Source organism: Bradyrhizobium betae (genome assembly GCF_008932115.1).
In the GTDB taxonomy this organism is placed as follows: domain Bacteria; phylum Pseudomonadota; class Alphaproteobacteria; order Rhizobiales; family Xanthobacteraceae; genus Bradyrhizobium; species Bradyrhizobium betae.
Window position 1 is genome coordinate 293,597 of the sequence record NZ_CP044543.1, and the last position, 19,781, is coordinate 313,377.

23 protein-coding genes and 2 pseudogenes are annotated in these 19,781 nt (G+C 62.9%); 9 read left to right on the forward strand and 16 right to left on the reverse strand.

What is annotated here, in order from left to right:
- Nucleotides 1-2 precede the first annotated feature (2 nt).
- On the reverse strand, nucleotides 3-1,667 hold the full coding sequence (locus F8237_RS01485; protein ID WP_151642070.1) for an acetolactate synthase large subunit: 1,665 nt from the start codon (nucleotides 1,665-1,667) through the stop codon (nucleotides 3-5).
- Between the two features lie 168 nt (nucleotides 1,668-1,835).
- Entirely contained in the window at nucleotides 1,836-2,729 is an 894-nt protein-coding gene (locus F8237_RS01490; protein WP_151642071.1) for a LysR family transcriptional regulator, read from the reverse strand.
- A gap of 104 nt (nucleotides 2,730-2,833) precedes the next feature.
- Here F8237_RS01490 and F8237_RS01495 point away from each other — a divergent pair, with 104 nt between their 5' ends.
- Nucleotides 2,834-3,574, forward strand: coding sequence for an SDR family oxidoreductase (locus F8237_RS01495; RefSeq protein ID WP_151642072.1), 741 nt, complete (start codon nucleotides 2,834-2,836; stop codon nucleotides 3,572-3,574).
- 35 nt (nucleotides 3,575-3,609) lie between these two features.
- Nucleotides 3,610-3,843, forward strand: a complete 234-nt coding sequence (locus tag F8237_RS01500; protein ID WP_151642073.1) for a tautomerase family protein — start codon at nucleotides 3,610-3,612, stop codon at nucleotides 3,841-3,843.
- A 19-nt stretch (nucleotides 3,844-3,862) separates the two neighbouring features.
- Here the strand turns inward: F8237_RS01500 and F8237_RS01505 are convergent, their stop codons facing one another.
- Nucleotides 3,863-4,414, reverse strand: coding sequence for a carboxymuconolactone decarboxylase family protein (locus tag F8237_RS01505; RefSeq protein WP_151642074.1), 552 nt, complete (start codon nucleotides 4,412-4,414; stop codon nucleotides 3,863-3,865).
- A 68-nt stretch (nucleotides 4,415-4,482) separates the two neighbouring features.
- Between F8237_RS01505 and F8237_RS01510 the strand changes: the two genes are divergently transcribed.
- From F8237_RS01510 to F8237_RS01520, 3 genes are all read left to right on the forward strand, one after another.
- Nucleotides 4,483-4,836, forward strand: coding sequence for an MmcQ/YjbR family DNA-binding protein (locus F8237_RS01510; RefSeq protein ID WP_151642075.1), 354 nt, complete (start codon nucleotides 4,483-4,485; stop codon nucleotides 4,834-4,836).
- 101 nt (nucleotides 4,837-4,937) lie between these two features.
- The gene (locus tag F8237_RS36210; protein WP_151642076.1) at nucleotides 4,938-5,093 is read left to right on the forward strand and encodes a hypothetical protein; all 156 of its coding nucleotides are present in this window, start codon (nucleotides 4,938-4,940) and stop codon (nucleotides 5,091-5,093) included.
- A 60-nt stretch (nucleotides 5,094-5,153) separates the two neighbouring features.
- Complete coding sequence (locus F8237_RS01520) at nucleotides 5,154-6,032, forward strand: bifunctional helix-turn-helix transcriptional regulator/GNAT family N-acetyltransferase (protein WP_151642077.1); 879 nt, start codon at nucleotides 5,154-5,156, stop codon at nucleotides 6,030-6,032.
- A gap of 6 nt (nucleotides 6,033-6,038) precedes the next feature.
- Here F8237_RS01520 and F8237_RS01525 read toward each other — a convergent pair whose 3' ends face one another.
- Nucleotides 6,039-7,259 carry an MFS transporter gene (locus tag F8237_RS01525; protein WP_151642078.1) on the reverse strand — a complete coding sequence of 407 codons (1,221 nt, stop codon included), beginning with the start codon at nucleotides 7,257-7,259 and terminating at the stop codon, nucleotides 6,039-6,041.
- A gap of 147 nt (nucleotides 7,260-7,406) precedes the next feature.
- Here F8237_RS01525 and F8237_RS01530 point away from each other — a divergent pair, with 147 nt between their 5' ends.
- The gene (locus F8237_RS01530; RefSeq protein WP_310472524.1) at nucleotides 7,407-7,964 is read left to right on the forward strand and encodes a dihydrofolate reductase family protein; all 558 of its coding nucleotides are present in this window, start codon (nucleotides 7,407-7,409) and stop codon (nucleotides 7,962-7,964) included.
- A gap of 111 nt (nucleotides 7,965-8,075) precedes the next feature.
- On the opposite strand, the gene F8237_RS01535 is transcribed toward F8237_RS01530, so the two are convergent.
- Complete coding sequence (locus F8237_RS01535; protein ID WP_151642080.1) at nucleotides 8,076-8,654, reverse strand: DUF308 domain-containing protein; 579 nt, start codon at nucleotides 8,652-8,654, stop codon at nucleotides 8,076-8,078.
- Nucleotides 8,655-8,755: 101 nt separating this feature from the next.
- Nucleotides 8,756-9,340, reverse strand: coding sequence for a TetR/AcrR family transcriptional regulator (locus F8237_RS01540; RefSeq protein WP_151642081.1), 585 nt, complete (start codon nucleotides 9,338-9,340; stop codon nucleotides 8,756-8,758).
- Between the two features lie 77 nt (nucleotides 9,341-9,417).
- Here F8237_RS01540 and F8237_RS01545 point away from each other — a divergent pair, with 77 nt between their 5' ends.
- Nucleotides 9,418-9,918: a peptide deformylase gene (locus tag F8237_RS01545; RefSeq protein ID WP_151642082.1), complete on the forward strand. Its 501-nt coding sequence runs from the start codon at nucleotides 9,418-9,420 to the stop codon at nucleotides 9,916-9,918.
- 110 nt (nucleotides 9,919-10,028) lie between these two features.
- Here the strand turns inward: F8237_RS01545 and F8237_RS01550 are convergent, their stop codons facing one another.
- The 10 genes and pseudogenes from F8237_RS01550 to guaA all read right to left on the reverse strand — a co-directional run bounded on the left by F8237_RS01550 (nucleotide 10,029) and on the right by guaA (nucleotide 18,500).
- Nucleotides 10,029-10,910, reverse strand: coding sequence for an AraC family transcriptional regulator (locus tag F8237_RS01550; RefSeq protein WP_151642083.1), 882 nt, complete (start codon nucleotides 10,908-10,910; stop codon nucleotides 10,029-10,031).
- A 248-nt stretch (nucleotides 10,911-11,158) separates the two neighbouring features.
- On the reverse strand, nucleotides 11,159-12,403 hold the full coding sequence (locus F8237_RS01555) for a serine hydrolase domain-containing protein (protein ID WP_151642084.1): 1,245 nt from the start codon (nucleotides 12,401-12,403) through the stop codon (nucleotides 11,159-11,161).
- A 92-nt stretch (nucleotides 12,404-12,495) separates the two neighbouring features.
- Nucleotides 12,496-12,936 (reverse strand): PIN domain-containing protein, encoded by a 441-nt coding sequence (locus F8237_RS01560; RefSeq protein ID WP_151642085.1) that lies wholly within the window; start codon nucleotides 12,934-12,936, stop codon nucleotides 12,496-12,498.
- A complete protein-coding gene (locus F8237_RS01565) occupies nucleotides 12,933-13,241 on the reverse strand; it encodes a hypothetical protein (protein ID WP_151642086.1) in 309 nt (102 codons plus the stop codon). The genes F8237_RS01560 and F8237_RS01565 overlap by 4 nt, the downstream gene beginning before the upstream one ends.
- Before the next feature lie 39 nt (nucleotides 13,242-13,280).
- Nucleotides 13,281-13,670 carry a hypothetical protein gene (locus F8237_RS01570; protein ID WP_151650426.1) on the reverse strand — a complete coding sequence of 130 codons (390 nt, stop codon included), beginning with the start codon at nucleotides 13,668-13,670 and terminating at the stop codon, nucleotides 13,281-13,283.
- On the reverse strand, nucleotides 13,670-13,822 hold the full coding sequence (locus F8237_RS01575) for an integrase (protein WP_244626055.1): 153 nt from the start codon (nucleotides 13,820-13,822) through the stop codon (nucleotides 13,670-13,672). The genes F8237_RS01570 and F8237_RS01575 overlap by 1 nt, the downstream gene beginning before the upstream one ends.
- Nucleotides 13,823-13,916: 94 nt before the next feature.
- Nucleotides 13,917-14,825 carry a hypothetical protein gene (locus tag F8237_RS01580; protein WP_151642087.1) on the reverse strand — a complete coding sequence of 303 codons (909 nt, stop codon included), beginning with the start codon at nucleotides 14,823-14,825 and terminating at the stop codon, nucleotides 13,917-13,919.
- Between the two features lie 33 nt (nucleotides 14,826-14,858).
- A pseudogene (locus F8237_RS01585) lies at nucleotides 14,859-15,183 on the reverse strand (GMP synthase (glutamine-hydrolyzing)); the annotation flags it as partial.
- 307 nt (nucleotides 15,184-15,490) lie between these two features.
- On the reverse strand, nucleotides 15,491-16,789 hold the full coding sequence (locus tag F8237_RS01590; protein ID WP_151642088.1) for a hypothetical protein: 1,299 nt from the start codon (nucleotides 16,787-16,789) through the stop codon (nucleotides 15,491-15,493).
- A gap of 113 nt (nucleotides 16,790-16,902) precedes the next feature.
- Nucleotides 16,903-18,500 (reverse strand): annotated as a pseudogene (guaA, locus tag F8237_RS01595) (glutamine-hydrolyzing GMP synthase).
- A gap of 149 nt (nucleotides 18,501-18,649) precedes the next feature.
- Here guaA and F8237_RS01600 point away from each other — a divergent pair.
- Both F8237_RS01600 and F8237_RS01605 read left to right on the forward strand, forming a co-directional pair.
- Nucleotides 18,650-19,021, forward strand: a complete 372-nt coding sequence (locus tag F8237_RS01600) for a nuclear transport factor 2 family protein (protein WP_151642089.1) — start codon at nucleotides 18,650-18,652, stop codon at nucleotides 19,019-19,021.
- A gap of 238 nt (nucleotides 19,022-19,259) precedes the next feature.
- A complete protein-coding gene (locus F8237_RS01605; RefSeq protein ID WP_151642090.1) occupies nucleotides 19,260-19,592 on the forward strand; it encodes a DHCW motif cupin fold protein in 333 nt (110 codons plus the stop codon).
- Nucleotides 19,593-19,781: the final 189 nt, after the last annotated feature.

Sequence of the window (19,781 nt, forward strand, 5' to 3'; positions counted from 1 at the left end):
TCTCACGCCTTCGCCTTCTCGTGGGCCCGCAGCTCGTCGACCAGCACGCGCACATTCTCCGAATAGTCGATCGGGATCACGACCAGATGCACGCCGCCCTCCCTGAACGCCGTATCGAGCGTCGGAGCAAAGCTGTCGATGCTCTCGATGCGATGCCCCTTCGCGCCATAGGCCTTCGCGTACAGCACAAAGTCCGGATTGCCGAACGTCATGCCGAAATCGGCGAAATGATCGACGGCCTGCTTCCAGCGGATCATGCCGTAGGCGTGGTCCTCCAGCACCAGCACGACGAGATTGAGCTTGAGCCGGACAGCCGTTTCCATTTCCTGGCTGTTCATCATGAAGCCGCCGTCGCCGGCGACCGCGAGCACGCGTCGCTCGGGATAGAGCATCGCGGCCATCATCGCCGACGGCAGGCCGGCGCCCATGGTCGCCAGCGCATTGTCGAGCAGCAGCGTGTTGGCGACGCGGGTGCGGTAGTTGCGCGCGAACCAGATCTTGTACATGCCGTTATCGAGCGCGACGATGCCGTTCTCCGGGATCACCTGCCTGATGTCGTGCACGATCCGCTGCGGCGTCGGCGGCCAGCGCGCCTCGGTGGCGCGGTCGGCGATATGCCCGAGGATAGCCTCACGCAGCGGCAACAACGCCGCCGCCTGCGGCAACTTGCCTTCGAGGCGATCGGCCAGAAGCTCCAGGCTCGGGCCGACGTCGCCGACGACCTCCGCGTCGGGAAAATAGACCAGCTCGACGCTCGCCGGCGTGTAGCTGACGTGGATGACCTTCGGCCCCGACGGCCCCATGATGAAGGGCGGCTTCTCGATGGGATCGTGACCGATCGCGACGATCAGATCGGCGGCTTCGATGGCGTCGTGAACGTAGTCGCGTTCGGACAGCGCCGCGGTGCCCATATAGAGGTTGGTGCCACCGGGCACGGTGCCCTTGCCCATCTGCGTGGTGAAGAACGGAATGCCGGTCCGGCGCACGAAGCTTGCGATGCCGTGGGTCGAACGCGGCCGGCTGGTCGCGGCGCCCATCATCACCAGCGGACGTTTTGCGGCCAGAATCATTCCGGCGGCGCGGTCGAGCGCGGCGCGGTGGGCGACGGGAATTTCGATGGGATGGACCGGGATCATTGGAACGGCCGGCACTTCATCGCCGGCGATATCCTCGGGCAGTTCGAGATGGACCGGCCCCGGCCGCTCCTCCATCGCCACGCGGAAGGCGTCGCGCACCACGGTCGGAATGCTGGAGGCGCTGATGATCTGCCGCGACAATTTCGTCAGCGGCTTCATGCTCGCAACCACGTCCACGATCTGGAAGCGCGCCTGCCGGCTGCTCATGATCGGCTTCTGGCCGGTGATCAGGATCATCGGCATCGCGCCGAGATGCGCATAGGCCGCACCGGTGGACAGGTTGAGCGCGCCGGGGCCGAGCGTCGACAGACACACACCCGGCTTGCCGGTGAGCCGGCCATGGGTGGCGGCCATGAAGGCGGCGGCCTGCTCGTGGCGGGTCAGGATCAGCTGGATCTTGGAAGTGCGCAGCGATTCGACGAGATCGAGGTTCTCCTCGCCGGGAACACCGAAGATGCGATCGACGCCTTCGTTCTCCAGCGCGGCGACAAACAGGTCCGATCCCTTGACTTTGTGGTGCTGCCCGCTCATGTCGCCTCCGCGCGTTGTGCTCCCACAAACTGGGAGCAATCACATGGTAGCCGCCCGCAGCGACAGCACAACTCACAATGCGGCGCGCAACTGCTTCAACACCGTTATCGCGCGCAGCGAAGCGATCCGGAATCTTTCAGCGGACGCATGTCTGGATTGCGCTGGCTCTCACGGCTTGGCTTCGGCGAAAATGCCGGCGATCCAATCCAGGAACACACGGAGGCGCAACGCGAGCTGGCGGTTCTGCGGATAAAGCGCGCAGAGTGGCGTCGGCGACGGCGGATGGTCCGCCAGCACCTCGACCAGCGTGCCGCTGGCGAGATCGTCCGTAAAGCGATAGCGGGGCGCCTGCGCAAGGCCAAAGCCGAGCCGCGCGAGGTTGGCCATCGTGTCGGAATTGTTGACGCGAACCCGGCTCGGCAGCAAGACATGGCGAAGCGTGCCAGCGCCGGAAAATTCCAGCGGCAGCACATCGCCGGTGCGCGAGGAGAGGAAGGCCACCATCTGATGGCCGTCGAGGGCGTCCGGCGTCGCCGGCGTGCCGCGCCTCGCCAGATAGGCGGGGCTTGCCACCGTGACCTCGGCGATGGTGCCGAGGCGACGCTGGATCATGCCGCTGTCCTCGGGCTCGCCGGAGCGGATCACACAGTCGATGCCTTCGCGCACGAGATCGACGAGGCGGTCGCCCTGCCCGATCTGCAAGTCGAGCTGCGGATAGCGCGTCAGGAACGCGGGCAGATGCGGCAGGATGAAGGTGCGCGTCAGCAAGGGATGCGCGTCGATCCGCAGCAGACCGCGCGGCTGTGCATCGCGCATCGCAGCTTCGGCTTCCTCGACCTCCGCCAGGATAGCGACGCAGCGGCGATAATAGTCCTCGCCGTCGAGCGTCGGCGTGACATGCCGCGTCGTCCGTTCGAGCAGACGCGCTCCCAGACGTGCTTCGAGGCCGCGCAGCACCTCGCTCGCCGTCGAGCGGGGAATGCCAAGATCGGCGGCTGCGGCCGTAAAGCTCTGCCGCTCGACCAAGCGGACGAACAGGCGCATGGCATCGAAACGGTCCATGGGGTGATTGTTCACCACAGCCGACAAGTGATGGCAAGTCTTGGGCGATTATCCGGCCATGGCGATCGCGTATCTCCCGGTCAGACCTGTCGAGGAGACCCACCATGACCACCCCATCCCAGCGCGCCGCCATCGTCACCGGCGGCTCCCGCGGCATCGGCGCGGCGATCGCCCGCCGGCTGGCGCGGGACGGAATTGCAGTTGCCATCAACTATGCCAGTGGCCGCGACGCCGCCGACGCTCTCGTTGCCGAGATCGAAGCCGCGGGCGGACACGCCATCGCCGTACAGGCCGATCTTGCCGATCCGGCGACCCCGTCGCTGCTGTTCGATGCGGCCGAGCGCGCTTTCGGCAGCGTCGACATCCTCGTCAACAATGCCGGGGTCATGGGGCTCGGGCCGCTCGCCGAGATGACGGACGCCGCGTTCGCGCGGCAGGTGTCGATCAACTTCGAAAGCGTGTTCCGGTCCTTGCGCGAAGCGGCGCGGCGGCTCCGCGACGGCGGCCGCATCGTCAACTTCTCGTCCAGCGTCGTCGGTCTCTATCAGCCCGGCTACGGCGTCTACGCCGCGACCAAGGCAGCGGTCGAAGCCATGACGCATATCCTCGCCAAGGAGCTCGGCGGCCGGCGCGTCACGGTCAACGCCGTGGCGCCCGGTCCAGTCGAGACCCGGCTGTTCATGGACGGCAAGAGCGAGCAGCAGGTGCGCGCCATCGCCGCCATGAACCCGTTCGGCCGCCTTGGCCAGCCCGACGACATCGCCGGGGTCGTCGCCTTTCTCGCGGGCCCCGACAGCGGCTGGATCAACGGCCAGATCATCCGCGCCAACGGCGGCGTGATCTGACACGCAGCACGACACCTGACACGGAGACGACAATCATGCCTTTCGCCAACATCAAGATCCCGCAGGCCGCGCTGTCGCGCGCCCAGAAGGCGGAGATCGTGCATCGCCTCACCGCGCAGTTCGTCGACTATTTCGGTGAAGCGGCGCGGCCGCACACGATGATCCTGATCGAGGAAGTCCCCGACGGTGGCTATGGCCGCGCCGACGAGATATTCATCGTTCCCGACGCTTATCGCACCCGCGATTCCGTCACGGAAGCTTCAGGATGAGCGCGCGGGCGACCTCCGCCTACTCGGCGGCCTCGCTGTGGGGAACGCCCTGCTCGACCTCGAGCTGAAGGATGTCGTTGAAGCGGTTGAAGGCACCGCACAGCGCGATGCGCCAGGTTAGCTCGACGATCTGGGCTTCCGAGAAATGCGCGCGAAGGCGAGCAAAGATCTCGTCGCGGGTCGTGCTCCAGTTGTTTGTGACGGCGATGGAATATTCGACGACGAGCTTGTCGAGCTGATCGAGCTCGGGATGATCCTTGAAGTCGAGGAGGCGCGCGGCGCCCTGCTCCGAAACGCCTTGCACCGCCAATTTTGGCGCGTGATGGGAGACGCAATAGTCGCACTTGTTGAGCAGCGAGACCGTGACCAGCGCAAGCTCGAGATGGCGCTTCGACACCTGGCCTTCGCTGGCGAGATCGACCAGCAGCGACCACATATGCTTGAAGATTGGCAGCCGATGCGCCATGACACCGGCCTGGTTCTCGAACGCGCCGTAAGTCGCCATCTTGTCCCACAGCGGCCTCAGCGCCTCCGGCAAATCGTCCCTGGTCTTGATCGAAACTCGCGACATGGCCATTCATCCCTGGTTGGAGGATCATGTTGCCATAACGGCAACCCCTCCGCCTCGATTGCGATCGCATGACACCCAAGACATTTGAAACACGCTGCCTGCGCCTGCCTGGCGTCACCAGGGTGGTGCATTGGGAAGGCACCTCCGTGTTCAAGGTCGGCGGCAAGATGTTCGCGCTCTGCGGTGGCTTTGCCTCGGGTTCCGGCGGCTACATGTTCAAGGTCTCGGACATGGCCTACGCGATCCTGATCGAACATGGCATGGCACGGCCAGCGCCGTATCTCGCGCGCGCCAAATGGGTGCAACTCGCCGGCAACAACGCGCTGCCGGATGCCGAGCTCACGGCCTATCTAGCGCAGGCTCATGCCCTGATCGTCGCAAAGCTCACCCGCAAATCGCGCAAGTCCCTCGGGCTGGACTGACCGCTCCCCAGAACGTGATGGGATGATCACCGTCCTCCCATTGGACTTTTGCTGCACTGCACCTAACTGAGCCGCAGAGCCCATTCGAGATGGAGTGTTCCATGAGCAATCCCAACACCACCGTATCCTCCAAAGCTCATCGCTATGAATTCGTGCACGGCGACGACGCCGACTTCGTCGCCTACCAGCGCCGCCGCGAGGACGGACTTTGGCAGACCTTTGCGACCTGGATGATTCCGCGCGCGATCTGCACCTAGACGGGCCGCAACCGCGCCCGCCGTTGACCAAGGCATGATATCTGACTAAAGTCAGATATCATGCTCGAACCCGTTTCCCGCGTCCGCCGCTTCAACCGCGCCGTCACCTCCGCCGTCGGCGCGCTCGATACTTCGTTCCTCGGACGCGGCCGGCCGCTTGGGGCGGCGCGCGTGCTCAACGCGATCGGCCATGGCCGCTCGGATGTGGCGGAAATCCGCGACTATCTCGGCCTCGATTCCGGGTTGATGAGCCGGCTGTTGCGCGGCCTCGAGGACGAAGGGATGGTCGAGACCACTCCACACGACGGCGACGCCCGCCGCCGCGTGGCGAAGCTGACGCGCACGGGCCGTCGCGAATTCGCGGCGTATGAGGCGCTGTCGAACACACAGGCCGAGAGCTTCCTTGCGCAGCATCCGCAGCGCGAGGCGCTGCTGGCAGCGATGGACTTGATCGCCTCGGCGCTGACGCGCGAGCGTGTCGCGCTCGCCGAGATGGACCCGCAGAGCGATGAAGCCCGCTATTGCCTCGGCGAGTACTATGCCGAGCTCGGCCGCCGCTTCAAGCAGGGCTTCGACGTCTCGCTGTCGCGCGACCCTGACGCCATGGACACGCGCCGGCCGCGCGGCACGTTCATCGTGGCGATGTCGGACACGCTGCCGATCGGCTGTGTCGGGCTGAAGGGTACGGATCACGGCTACGCCGAGATCAAGCGCCTGTGGGTCGCGCCCGCCGCACGCGGATTGCGGCTCGGCCGGCGCCTGATGGACGCGACCGAGGATGCCGCGCGCGAGCTCGGCATCGAGCTGCTGCGGCTCGACACCAATAGCGCGCTGGCGGAAGCCGGCCAGCTCTACCGCAGCACGGGCTGGCGCGAGATTCCGCGCTTCAACGACGATCCGTATCCGGATCTGTTCTTCGAGAAGCGCATCGCGTCATAGGCCTCGTCACGCCACGGCCGGCGCCGACTCCGCCTGCAGCTTCGGGAAAGGGCGGAAATTCATCGCCATCAGGAAGGCGCAGAGGCCCATTGCCCAGGAGGCGACGTAGAGCCAGGCGTAGCTGGCGAACGCGTCGTAGATCAGGCCGCCGGCGAGCGGGCCGGTCGCCATGCCGAGGCTGCCGGCCATCGCCGTGCCGCCGATCACCGTGCCCATCATGCGCAGCGGGAAATTTTCGCGGATCAGCACGGCATAGAGCGGCATGGTGCCCGCATAGATGAAGCCGAAGACGGCGCCGACCACGTAGAAGGTCGCGAGCTGATGCGCGACCACATAGGCCAGCGCACCGAACGCCTGCAGCAGCAGGCCCGAGACCAGCACGCGCTTGGCGCCAAAGCGATCGCCCATCAGGCCGAAGGCGATGCGCCCGCCGAGGCCGGCAAAGCCCTCGATGCTGTAGATCGTCACCGCCGCGACCAGCGGAATGCCGCAACTAACGGCATAGCTGACGGTGTGGATGATCGGACCGGAATGGGTGGCGCAGCAGAAGAAATTGGTCGCGAGCAGGACCAGGAATTGCGGCGAGCGCAGCGCCTCGCCCATCGACATCTCGGCCTGCGCGGCGCCATCGCCCGCCGGCGCAGCCACGGCGTGGGCGAGCGCGGGCGGACGGCGCACCAGCAGCGCCACCGGGATCATGATGGCGCCGACCACCAGCGCCACGATCTGCATCGCGGTGCGCCAGTCGTGATTGGACACGAGCCATGCTGCGAGCGGCGCCATCGTCATCGGCGCCACGCCCATGCCGGCCGACACCAGCGACACCGCGAGGCTGCGATGGGTGTCGAACCAGCCGGTGACGGTCGCCATCATCGGCGCGAAGATCGCCGCGCAGGAGGCGCCGGTCAGGAGGCCGAAAACGATCTGGAACGCCAGCAGCGAGGTCGCATGGCTCGCGGCGAACAGGCTCAGCGACAGCACGATCGATCCCGTCAGCACCACCGGCAGCGGGCCGAACCTGTCGCTCAGCGTGCCCCATAGCATGCTGGTGAAGGCCATCGCCAGAAAGCCGATCGTCATCGCGCTGGAAATACCGGTGACCGACCAGCCCGTGTCCTTTGCGATCGGCTGCAGGAATACCGGCAGCGAAAACATGCCGCCGATGGCGACGCAGCCAAGCAAGCCGCCGGCGGCGACGATCACCCAGCGATAGGAGGAAGCGTTCATGTTGGTCTCCCGTCAGGTCTGTCTGGGTGGAAGACGAATGGGAACCGCGCGGGCCGACATCGTCGCCGCGGATTTTTGCACGCCTTGACCTTCGCTGCCAAATTCCGGATGTGGAGCCCGATCAGTTCTCCTGCAACGCCGATGGTCATGACATTGACGACATCCTCCAAACAGACGACCGGTCACGTCTTCATCGCCGCCAGCGTCGATGGCTACATTGCCCGGCCCGATGGCGACATCGACTGGCTGGGCAAATATGCGGCGTCCGGCGAGAACACCGGCTACGACGCGTTCATGGACACGATCGACGGGCTGGTGATGGGCCGCGTCACCTTCGAGAAGGTGCTGTCGTTCGACAGCTGGCCTTTCAAGAAGCTCGTCGTCGTCCTGAGCCAAACCCTGTTGCAAGCCGACCTGCGCGCCGACCTCGACGGCAAGGTCCGGATCTCGTCGCTGGCGCCCCAGCCTCTTATGCAGGCACTGGCGAGCGCGGGATGGCGACGCGCTTATGTCGATGGCGGGCGGGTGATCCAGTCGTTCCTGCGCGAGAATCTGATCAGCGACATCGTGCTGACGCGCATTCCCGTGCTGCTCGGCGACGGCATTCCGCTGTTCGGGCGTCTTGCAGCCGATCTGCCGCTCCGGCATGTGGAAACGACGACGTTCGCGTCCGGGATGGTGCAGAGCCGATACGAGATCGACTGACGCCCCAAGACAAAACGCGCGAAAACAACCCCATGCACAGTAGCCGGCGCTTGCAGGATCAATGACTTAGGATGTCGGTCCTGCAAGGCCCGGATTTCGGACGCGGTGGCCTCAGATCGCGGCGCGACGGCGCCAGTCGCCGACGGTGAGCCATAGTGCCGAGACCAGGAAGTAGAGCGCGCCGACCGCGGCATAGCCTGTGACGGTCGCGATCGACGGCACCGTGGGCGTGGAGGCCTGGAAGATGAAGAAGCCGCCGGCCAGCGCCGACTGGGCGCCGCTCAGCACCATGGCCCATTGCGCGCCAAAACTCCTCCAGCGCCGGATCGCCGTCCCCAGTTGGAGCAGACCAGCCAGGATCGCCCAGACCCCGAACACCGCGAGCACAAGGTTCATGCTCATCGGCAAGGCAATGAGGACCGCGACGGTGGTCGCCAGGCTGACCAGAACGTTGAGCAGCTGCGTGCGGTTTTGACCGAACCCGCCGCTGCGCAACGCGTCGACAAAATTGGCCGCGGCGTCCCATACCGGATAGAGCACGAGCAAGGCGCCCGCGATCAGCACCGACGACGATCCTGCGGCAAACGCGGCCCCGACCCAGGCGATGGAGAACGCCGCGCGCATGAAATAGTATTGTTTCAGCCACCGCTCACGATCAGCACGAACGAGATCCAGTTGATGATGCATCATTTCAGCCTCTCCTTTACCTACTAGTTGGTAGCCATTGCGCGCAGCGAGATCCCTTCACCCCAAGTGCTCGCGGGGTGTCGTTGTCGTCTCGCCGATGTCTCTCAGTGCTTGCCGGACAGCCGCTCCAGCAGCGGGGCGGTGATCACCCCGAACATCCTGGGATCGCCATAGGCGCGCGCCGACAGCATCGCGCCGTGGATGGTCGCCATGAATCCTTCGGCCTCGACCCGGGCCGTGCCGGAGATTTTCAATCGGCCCTTCCGCTTGCCGCGCTCCATCACCGAGGTCAGCCACGACGCGAGGAAGCGGAAATGCGCGCGGACTTCGAGCGCCACCTCCTCCGGCAGGATCGGAAGCTCACTGGCCAGCAGAGCGCAGACGCAGAAGGGAGCCGTCGCATCGGTGATGCACGCCTCCCAATACGCCACATAGTTTTCGAGCTGCTCGCGCGTGTCAGGAATGTTGCGCTCGAGCGCCGCGAGCCCGGCCTGGGCCTCCTCGCGATAGCGCGACACCAGGGTGCGGACCAGATCGACCTTGCTGGCGAAATGATGGTGGATGCTCGGCTTGCGGATGCCGACCACCTCGGCGACATCAGCGTAGCTGAAGCCGTTGTAGCCGCCCGCGATGATCAGCGAGCGGGCGCAGGCCAGAATGTCGTCGGCGGTGGAGGATACGTTGGTCATGGAGCCTAGCTATCTTCCAGTTGGTAGGCCGTCAAGAATGGGATGCTTCAACCATCCGTGAGTGGTAGGAGCCTCGAATGACCATTCGCCCCCTCGTTCGCTACCCCGACCGCCGCCTCGCGATGCCGGCCCGTCCCGTCACCGCGTTCGACGAGGCCCTGCACGAGCTGGCAGCCGATTTGCTGGAGACCATGCGCGCCGCGCCCGGCATCGGCATCACCGCGCCGCATATCGGCTTGCCCCTCCGCGTCGTCGTGCTCGAACTCGACGCCAGGGAAGGTCCGCGAACCTATGTCAATCCGGAAATCACATGGGCTTCACCCGAGCTGATCATGCACCGCGAGGGCAGCGTCTCGATGCCCGGGGTCAACGACGAGGTGCAGCGTCATGCGCGCGTTCGGATCAGCTATTGGGATCTCGACGGCACCATGCACAGCGAGGAGTCCGATGGCTTGCGCGCCGTCTGCCACCAGCACGAGATCGACCAGCTCGACGGCATGTTCTGGATCCAGCGGCTGTCGCGGCTGAAGCGGGAGCGACTGGTGAAGAAGTTCGAGAAGATGGCGCGGGGCTTGTAGGGGGCGAGCCGAAGGCGACGCCCACCACTGTCTCTTTCCGTGGAAGCTCAAGAGGTGGATTACGCCTTCGGCCAATCCATCCTCCTTGCTTCTGCGTTCGGGCAGCAGCGCTATTTCAACGGCAGAAAAACATCCGCGACCGTCTCTTGCTCCGGCACCTCCGGGAAGAAGCTCAGCCGCTGGCAATAGATCGGGAAGTCGCGGACTTCCTCGCCGCTGGCCGGAAGCCAGTCGCGATAGAGATACAGCGCGGCGGGCTCCAGATTGTCGGTGTAGCCGACGACGCGCAGCACGGCGCAGCGTCCGCCGGGGATCTCGCCGGCCTTGATCGCCTCGCCATTCGTCGCGATCGGCTGGTCGGTCCCGACACAGAGGTCCACGCTGTAGTCGGCCGGTGAGGCAGGACGCCGCTCGGACCGCCAGACATTGAAGGTCGGACTTGTGCTGGGGTGCAGGTTCGATGCCCTGCGCCAGGCGATGAAGCGCTGGATGGTGGCACGAAGCGTTGCCGGATCGCCGCGATGCTCCATGATCGCGACTTTCGTGGTGGGCACATCGCGGATCGTCACGTCGTTATTGGTAAAAGTTCTCTGCATCAGCTTGCTCCTCGCATTGTCGAGAGGCCCGAAGGCCGCAAGCCACGGCTCCCAATCGGGAGATTTCCGGAACGACGACGGCGATTGCCCGAACCGTTGCCGAAAGGCGCGGGCGAAGGCATCGGGCGCGTCGTAACCGGCATCCATCGCGATGTTGGTGACATCGAGGGCGTCGCTGTAGGCCAGCTGATGCGACGCGCGCTTCAGACGGGCGAGCTGGACATAGCGATGCACCGATAGCCCGAAGGTCGCCGTGAACTGCCGGTGGAAATGGAATTTCGAGAAGGCGGCGACGGCGCTCAACGTGTCGAGGTCCAGATCGGCGTCGAGATGACGGTCGATATGGGCCAGCACCCGCCGCATCCGGTCGTGATAGTTTTGCAGCGCCGCCTTCATCGTCCCTGCTCCGTGGCTGATACAGTTAGACGCGGATGGCCATGATGCGCTCGACCGATCTTGCGGTTTGTCAGCGTGTTCCCCGTGGCATCCGTTGACCTCCGCTGTCGTCGCCCGGCTCGACCGGGCGACCCAGTACGCCGCGGCCTCCCGGCTCATTCACGATCGTCTCTGAATACCGGATCGCCCGATCAAGTCGGGCGATGACACCGAGTATGTTGCACCAAGAGACGATTCAGCAGTCGCCCCTACCCGCCCGCCATCAATTGCTTCGCCAGCGCCATGTAGGCCGGCAGCGTCACGGGATCGTTCGCCGCGTTCCCCGCCACCGGATGCGAGGCGTAGCGCGCGATCACCATCTCGGCCTTGGGATCGATGTAGAGGCCCTGGCCGTAGACGCCGCGCGCCATGTAGGCGCCGTGAGCGTTGTGCGTGACCCACCATTGATTGCGGTAGGAGGCGCCGGGCAACGTGGTGTAGCCGGCCGGCTTGAATTTTTCGGGATCGCCGCCGCGCGCGATGTCCTCGACCACCTGTGACGGCACGATCTGGCGGCCGTTGAAGCGGCCATGGTTGCGCATGGTCTCGCCGAAACGGGCGAGATCGCGCAACGTGGTGGAGAGGCCGCCACCACCACTTTCGGTGCCGATGCGGTCGACGTGATAATGCGCGTCCTCCTCGGCGCCCATCGGCTGCCATATCCGCTCGGAGAGACAATCGGACAGCGTCATGCCGCTGGCGCGCCTGATGATCCAGGCGAGCACGTCGGTGTTGACGGTCTTGTAGGCAAAGGCCTTGCCGTGCTCGCCCTGTTTCGTCTGCGCGACGAGGAAATCGAAGATATTGGTGGGGCCGTCATAGTCGGGCGGGATCGGCGCCATGCCGTTGGCGCGCCGCAGGCCCCAGACGTGCGAATTCTTGTCGGTGTAGACCTCGGTGTATGCGAGCCCTGTGGTCATATCCATGACCTCGTGCACGCGCGCATCGCCGAACGCGCTGGCCTTCAGTTCCGGCACATAATCCGTGACGGGTGCCTGCGGATCGATCCTGCCCTCGGTGACCAGAATTCCCGCGAGCACGCCGGTGAACGACTTCGTCACCGACATCCCGATATGCGGCTTGTGCGGCTTCAGCGCACCAGAGTAGCGCTCATAGATCAGCCTGCCCCGATGCAGCACCGCGATGCCGTCGGTGTAGGTTTCCTCCAGCATGTTTGCGAAGGTCATGGGCCGGCCGTCCATCGTGGTCGCGGCGACCGCGCCGATGTCGTGGTCCTCACGTGGCAGCACCGACGCAGGCCCTGCCCCGCGCCAGACGTTCACCGTCGGCACCAGCTGGCGGATGTTGCTCCAGGCCCAGCGCAGTTCGGGGAAGTTGCGGAACGAGCCGTCCTGGAAGGTGATGAGGCGATCCGGCGCCGGCGGGAAGCCGCGCATCCAGCCGAGGGTTTCGGGGTCGGTTTCGGTGGCGGGCGAAGTGGGGGCGGCAGACATGAACGCTGGCTCCGGAAGTGCGATGCCGTGTCGTAGCATGGGAGCGTATGGTGGTGATCCCGCGTTTATGCCGGGGCGCTACGCGGCGATGCCTATCCCGCGCCGACTTCGGCAAACCCGCGCATGAGGTTCGGTGTCGACCAGGTCGCTACGCCGGTCCCCGCAAAGTCGCGGTCCGTCGTCCAGACGTCGGCTTCGACACTCCAGGCCAGCGCCAGCACGTGGGCATCGCGCACCGAACCGTTGCGGCTGAGCACGGCGTCGCGAAGCACCTGCTCGCATCGGACAAACATCGGCTCCAGTGCGGCGCCGGGCACGATCGTGAGGACCGCCGCGAGATCGTCGAGAACGCCGAGCAGCTCGGGGCGCTTCAATCCGAGCTCGATACGCCGACGCGCCTCCTCGACGACACGATCGGTCGTGACCAGGATCGCATGCGCGGCGGCCACCAGGACCGCGCCGGAGCTTCGACCGCGAACCGCGGCAATCAGGATGGCCGCGTCGACGACGATCGTCGTCGACGGCGGTCTCACCGCTTCGCTTTACGAGATTTGGCGGGCTTGCCCGTCAGGGCGTTCACAGCCGCGGCCGACCAATCGACCGGATCGACATCGCCGAATGAAGCCAGCGCCGCGTCCTCCGCCCGCACATCGCGGCCCTTGGACAGCGCTTCAGCTCGCCGCAAGACGGCGGCAAGACGAGCCGGATCAGCCGCCTTGAGAGGAATGAGCAGGCCCACCGTCCGCTCGCCCGATTTCACAGGCGTCGGCCCCGGCAGCGCACCGATCGCCTCGCCGGAAATCTTCTGGAGATCGCGGATGCTGATGTGGGTCATCAAGATTACATACGCCTATATGTAATTGATTGCAAGTTCGCTTCACTTCGAACGCGCCCCCGTGCCCTCAGATGGCAGCGCTACCGACCCGCCGATTTTTGTCGAGACCACGTAGACATCGACGCCGCTCATCGAGCATTCCTCGCTCGACGCCCGGCTGTTCGTGATGACCTCGATCGTCTTGCCATCCCTGGTGTGAAAAATGATGTCGTAAACCTGCTGGTGGAGGTCTTTGCCGATCTTTTCGGACGCGAGACGAATGGCCTTGGTCTGCGCGTCGATCACGGATGGGATATCGATCAGGCCGGCGTTCTTGAGGTGCACGAGGGCCATGTTGGTGGGCCAACTCGCGCAGTCCGGAGACTTCGCCAGAGCCGCCGCAGCCGGCATCGCCAATATTGCGGCTATCACCACTTTCAACGCAGCGCGCATCAATGCACCACCTTGATGGTGGGATCGCCACTTTCCCGGGACTGCTGGCGCCTCTTGATGCGCAGGACGGCAACGTCCATGCCGTCGCGACCGCCGCGCCTGTCGAGCGTCTCGCCAGGCTTGAGCTTTTGAAGTCCCGTATCGGTCAACAAGGCAGTCTCCGTGCGGTTCGCCGCCAGATACCATCATTGTGAGAATGTCAAAGGCCGCCCCATCAACTCCGCTCATCAAGGATTCAAACCATGGTTACTTAAGCGGCCGTTTCTTGGCGGCCACCTGAACTCTCTTTGCCCGACCGTATAATGACTCCTTGTAATTGTTGGTTGCCGCCAACTGCGCTGCATCTGCGGCCAAATCTTTCATCACGAGGAGTGCGCGCTCAAGATAATGTTTATCGATTTTGACTTTTTGGCCAAGCTGCAGCGGGCTCGAAGGGACCTCTAAGAGGTATTTGCGATCGACGCGCGCCTCATTGTGTATGATGATATTTCGTCTTGCCGTCATCTCTTGGAGTGCCTCTAGTAGCGGCACTTTGTTATTCTTGAAATGCTGCCCAAACCCAAGTGCCGCCTTATCCTTCGCGAATAAATCTATTGGATTGCCATAGAAAATCCCGCGTACTTTTTCTTCAATCAGCTTATGGAGTATCTCATAGCGGTCTTTGCTTTCCAGAATCACTTCGATTAGCTTCTGCTGGCGGCCGCTTGTCTCTACCTCGCTGTGTTGCGAAAGCCCTTTGAGCTTTCTAGGGAAGTCTAGATAGACCTTAAAAACCAAGGTCGACATAAACTGCTCGAATGAACTTATTGCATCGATGAACGCGTGCCGCCCGGATGTGTGCTCCCTAATTCGGCTGAGGACACCGTAGACGTCGCTAGCACTTATCGCCTGCTTCCTCGGCTTACTCACAAGGCGAGGAACAACGAGACAATCTAGGGTCTTAGCTTTCACCTGCCGATGCACCTCCAGCAGGTAAAAATCTATGGCGATAAAGTCTTCCCAAATTTCGTTCAGCTCGGTGTTTAAGCTTGAGAACAGCACGCCGATGTTGCGCGCACCGAGCTTCTGTCTTTCGGCGTCCGTTAGTTCACTTTGAAGCTTTCCCGACGTAGCGCTTTTTGTTTTTCTGGCAGGTGCATTCGAGTCGGCAGACATCACATTTTCCTTCAAATGCCTTTTTCAATGCCCCTACTCCCACTCAATCGTCCCAGGCGGCTTGCTGGTCACGTCGTACGCCACCCGGTTCACGCCCTTCACCTCGTTGATGATGCGCGTGGCGGTCTCGCCGAGAAACTTCATGTCGAACTGGCAGAAGTCCGCAGTCTCACCGCCGGTGGATGCGACGGCGCGCAGGCCCACCACGAAGTCATAGGTGCGGCCGTCGCCCATGACGCCGACCGTCTTGACCGGGAGCAGGACGGCGAAGGCCTGCCAGATGTCGTCGTAGAGGCCGTGCTTCCTGATCTGGTCGTTGTAGAGGGCATCGGCGTCGCAGGATGCCGAGCTTGTCAGGCAGGCGCCTGGGCCTGGTTGAGGCTGGGTAGGGCATAGCAAGTTTTACGCACGGTCACCGTACGGCGTGCCTCACTTGAGGGGTGCAGTCCAAAACTGTCACCGTATTCCCTCGCTGGATTCAGAATCGGTTTCGGAGTGCCTTTTGCGTCACGTCGTCACTGCTTCTCTGAGCTTTGTTAAGGAGACGCTCGAATTCAAGCCGACTAGTATCGCGCTTAGGCGCGATTACAATGCGTCCCTTTTGAGCAGCTTCAATCTTCCGATTGGTAACACCACTCTTCTTCAAGAGATCGTCGTATTCTTTTCTATTGCTCTGGACCATTCGCAGTCTCCACGCTTCGCCGATGGTCGGCTTGCTGCCTCAAAAAGAACCGCGAATTCAATTTAGGATCGAAATAGAGCTTCCTCTTAGCCCAAACAAACCCTTCATGTTTGGTAATTATTGCTACATCTATTGGTCCGCCGACCGATTCGCTAGGACTGGTTACTTTTTCTTTCAATGATTCCAGCATCACGAGGGTTTCGGCCAGTTCAGCAAGTTCATCAGTGGGGAGCGATCCAATCACCCGACGCAATGGCCTGCCGTGCCTCTCGAAAACATCGGCGGTCCACTTATCGGCATGTGTACTCACAGCATCATCCACAAGATCAGCTAAGTTCTGCGGATTTGCACCCAACTTTCCTGCGAAGTCCCGCAAGACGTCCCGGAGATGCGAACGGACCAAGTTGAACACGTCAGGGCCAAATCCCATAGTGAACGTATCTGCCATGGCCGTCGTAGCGAAGGCTTTGAAGAAGCCGGAGTCTCGCTGAGTTATAGCGTGATCTCCTTTTTCCGCCGCACAAAGCCGCCCCCCAACGAAGCCCATGCAAGAGAATTCCACATAGGAAGGAAAGAAGTCGTGCGTGCCATAGCCAGCAATCACAATACCCGTCTGCGACAGAAATATTTCCGGTCTTCGGAAGAGGGCTTCAAGTCCAAGTTCGACAAGACTGATTTTATCTAGCGGAGCGCTGTTCGAAAATAGATTTAGGTTCGTCTCGGCTTCGACTTCCAATCGAGCAAGATGCTTTGCCTTAGCCGCATCGAAATCCTCCTGCGTTAGAGGCGGCACAAGCGGGAAAGTTCTGGTGATGACAAGGTAGTTTTCGAGAGCGACTCTCTTTGCTTCGATGACAGCGCCTTCGTCAGGTGCTGCAGACGTCACGGTATCATCTTCATTGATCATATTCAGGAAGCGAATCATAATCTGATCGACGTTTTCGATGAAAAGTTCATCGAGATACGCCGCAGGAAATAATCCGCGATGTTGTTCAATGAAGCTCAAGAACTGCAGCCCGTATTCTCGAACTGACTGAAAAGACTTAGACGCAAGCTCCGACCTGAACGTCTTGACAATGATCTCCCAGGGAATCCTCTGAAGATCAGCAGAGTCGTAGATCATAATCCCGACTGGTTCGGAATTAGACAGTTGGAAGATCTTGTTCGACCCCTTGAAGTATCGCTCTTCTTTCTTTCCATTCTCCCAGCGCGAAACTGTTGCCGCACTGTCAGCGGCCAAGACCAGCGAGTGCCGGTTCATCACACAAATTTCCGAGGTCAACTTCAGCCTCCGAGGACAGTCGGCAATCTAAGCTCATCAAATAAGAGCAGAGCCAACCTCTCTCGTCTAGGTTGAATAAACACATCGGTATTCGACGTTAGGAGAGTGGCTCCCTACTCCCACTCAATCGTCCCAGGCGGCTTGCTCGTCACGTCGTACACCACCCGGTTCACGCCCTTCACCTCGTTGATGATGCGCGTCGCGGTCTCGCCCAGGAACTTCATGTCGAACTGGTAGAAGTCCGCGGTCATGCCGTCGGTGGAGGTAACTGCACGGAGGCCCACGACGAAGTCGTAGGTGCGGCCGTCGCCCATGACGCCGACCGTCTTCACCGGGAGCAGCACGGCGAAGGCTTGCCAGATGTCGTCGTAGAGGCCGTGCTTGCGGATCTGGTCGATGTAGACGGCGTCGGCCTTGCGCAGGATGTCGAGCTTGTCGCGGGTGATGTCGCCGGGGCAGCGGATGGCGAGGCCGGGGCCCGGGAACGGGTGGCGGCCGACGAAGATTTCGGGGAGGCCCAGCTCGCGGCCGAGCTTGCGGACTTCGTCCTTGAACAGCTCGCGCAGGGGTTCGACTAGCTTCATGTTCATGCGCTCGGGCAGACCGCCGACATTGTGGTGCGACTTGATCGTCACCGAGGGGCCGCCGGTGAAGGAGACGCTCTCGATCACGTCGGGATAGAGCGTGCCTTGCGCGAGGAAGTCGGCGCCGCCGATCTTCTTGGCCTCGGCCTCGAACACCTCGATGAAGAGGCGGCCGATGGTCTTGCGCTTAACTTCCGGATCGGTGACGCCTTCGAGCTCGCCGAGGAACTGCTTGGAGGCATCCACGTGCACGAGCGGGATGTTGTAGTGGTGGCGGAACAGGTCCACCACCGTCTTGGCTTCATCAAGACGCAGCATGCCGTGATCGACGAACACGCAGGTGAGCTGGTCGCCGATGGCTTCGTGGATCAGCACGGCAGCGACCGCGGAATCGACGCCGCCGGAGAGGCCGCAGAGCACTTTGCCCTTGCCGACCTGGGCTCTAATTTTGGCGATCTCCTCCTCGCGGAAGGCGCGCATGGTCCAGTCGCCGGAGAGGCCGGCGATCTTGCGGACGAAATTGCGGATCAGCTTGGCGCCGTCGGGCGTGTGCACCACTTCGGGGTGGAACATCAGGCCGTAATACTTGCGCGCCTCGTCCTGGATGATCGCGAACGGCGCGTTCGGCGAGGTGCCGGCCACCGAGAAGCCCGGCGGCATCTTGGTGATGCGGTCGCCATGGCTCATCCAGACCTGGTTCTTGCCACCGGGCGACCAGACGTCCTCGAACAGCTTGCTCGGCGCCTTGACCTCGACATCGGCGCGGCCGAATTCGCGGTGATGGCCGCCCTCGACGGTGCCGCCGAGCTGCTCCGCCATGGTCATCTGGCCGTAGCAGATGCCGAGCACCGGCACGCCGGAGGCGAAGATCAGCTGCGGCGCGCGGGGGAGCCCGCCTCATGCACCGACTCCGGCCCGCCGGAGAGGATCACCGCTTTCGGCTTCATCTCCTTGAAGGCCTCTTCGGCCTTGTTGAACGGGACGATCTCGCAATAGACGCCGTCCTCGCGCACGCGACGCGCGATCAGCTGCGTCACCTGGCTGCCGAAGTCGACGATGAGAATCTTGTCATGCGCCGAGGCCACGGAGGGCGTCGACGCGGAGCGGTCGTGCTGTGCTGCTGTCATGGCAAGCAGATACGCGACGTGCGAGCGGCCCGCAACCGCGCGGACCGCGCGCCCACATTCTTCTTTGGGCATGGACAAATGAAAATAGGTCAGTATTATTGACCTAATATGCTCCGTATCACACAGGAGCCCAATCAGGGAGAACGTTCATGTCACAACACCATCAGCCATCAACGCTGGCCGCGCTCGGCCGGACCTGGGTCGAGGCCTGGAATGCGCGCGATCTCGAACGCGTGCTCACGCTCTATGACGAGGACGCCGTGATGACGTCCGACCGCATCCCGGTCATGGGTTTCGATCCGAGCGGCACCGTGCACGGCAAGGATGCCTTGCGGGCCTATTGGGGCAAGGCGCTCGGGCTGATCCCGAACCTGCATTTCACATTGATCGATCTGTTCGTCAGCCCGGACAGCGTGGTGGTGTTCTACGAGAACGAGCGCGGCAAGCGGATCTGCGAATATCTGCGGGTGAACGAGGCCGGGCTGATCGTGCAGGGCTCGGCGAACCATCTGCCGCATTGAACGGTGCAGCCTCGCCCACCACAGTCATTCCCCGCGAAAGCGGGGAATCCAGTACGCCGCAGCTTCTCGATCAATTGCGGACGCCTCGGAGTACTGGATCGCCCGATCAAGGTCGGGCGATGACACCGAGAGTGAGGCGCGCGTGTGCCTCCAACTCGCGCTTGCACAGCAACGCCGCAGACGGCGGCGACCGCATGCGCTAACACTCCGTTGCCGGCTCTGAGACAGGATCCTCCCCATGAAACTCCCCACCTCCCCCTTTACCGTCACCGACTGGAGCAAGGTTGCGCCGACCACGCATGCCGGCGAGAGCGGCCAGGCCTTGTGGCGCACGCTCGACATCGGCGATCTCCGGGTGCGGATGGTGGAGTATTCGCCGGGCTATCTCGCCGACCATTGGTGCGACCGCGGCCACGTGATCTTCGTCGTGAAGGGCGAGCTCGACAGCGAGCTGCGCGACGGGCGCAAGTTCAAGCTGACGGCGGGGATGAGCTACGAGGTCTCGGATTTCGGCGATGCCGCGCACCGGTCCTCGACGGCCACCGGTGCCACACTTTTCATCGTGGATTGAGATGCGCCGGACAGATTTCATTTGCACCGCAAAATAGCAAAGTTGCGCGACATGCCGGGACACGGGTGGTGCCTTGAAGTAGCCCAAAATCTCGCTATAATGTGATCATCGATACTTGGCCGAACGACTGGGCCGCTTCGCTTCGTTGCAGACGGGCGCGCACGCTTCAGATGACTTCTCCAAACATCG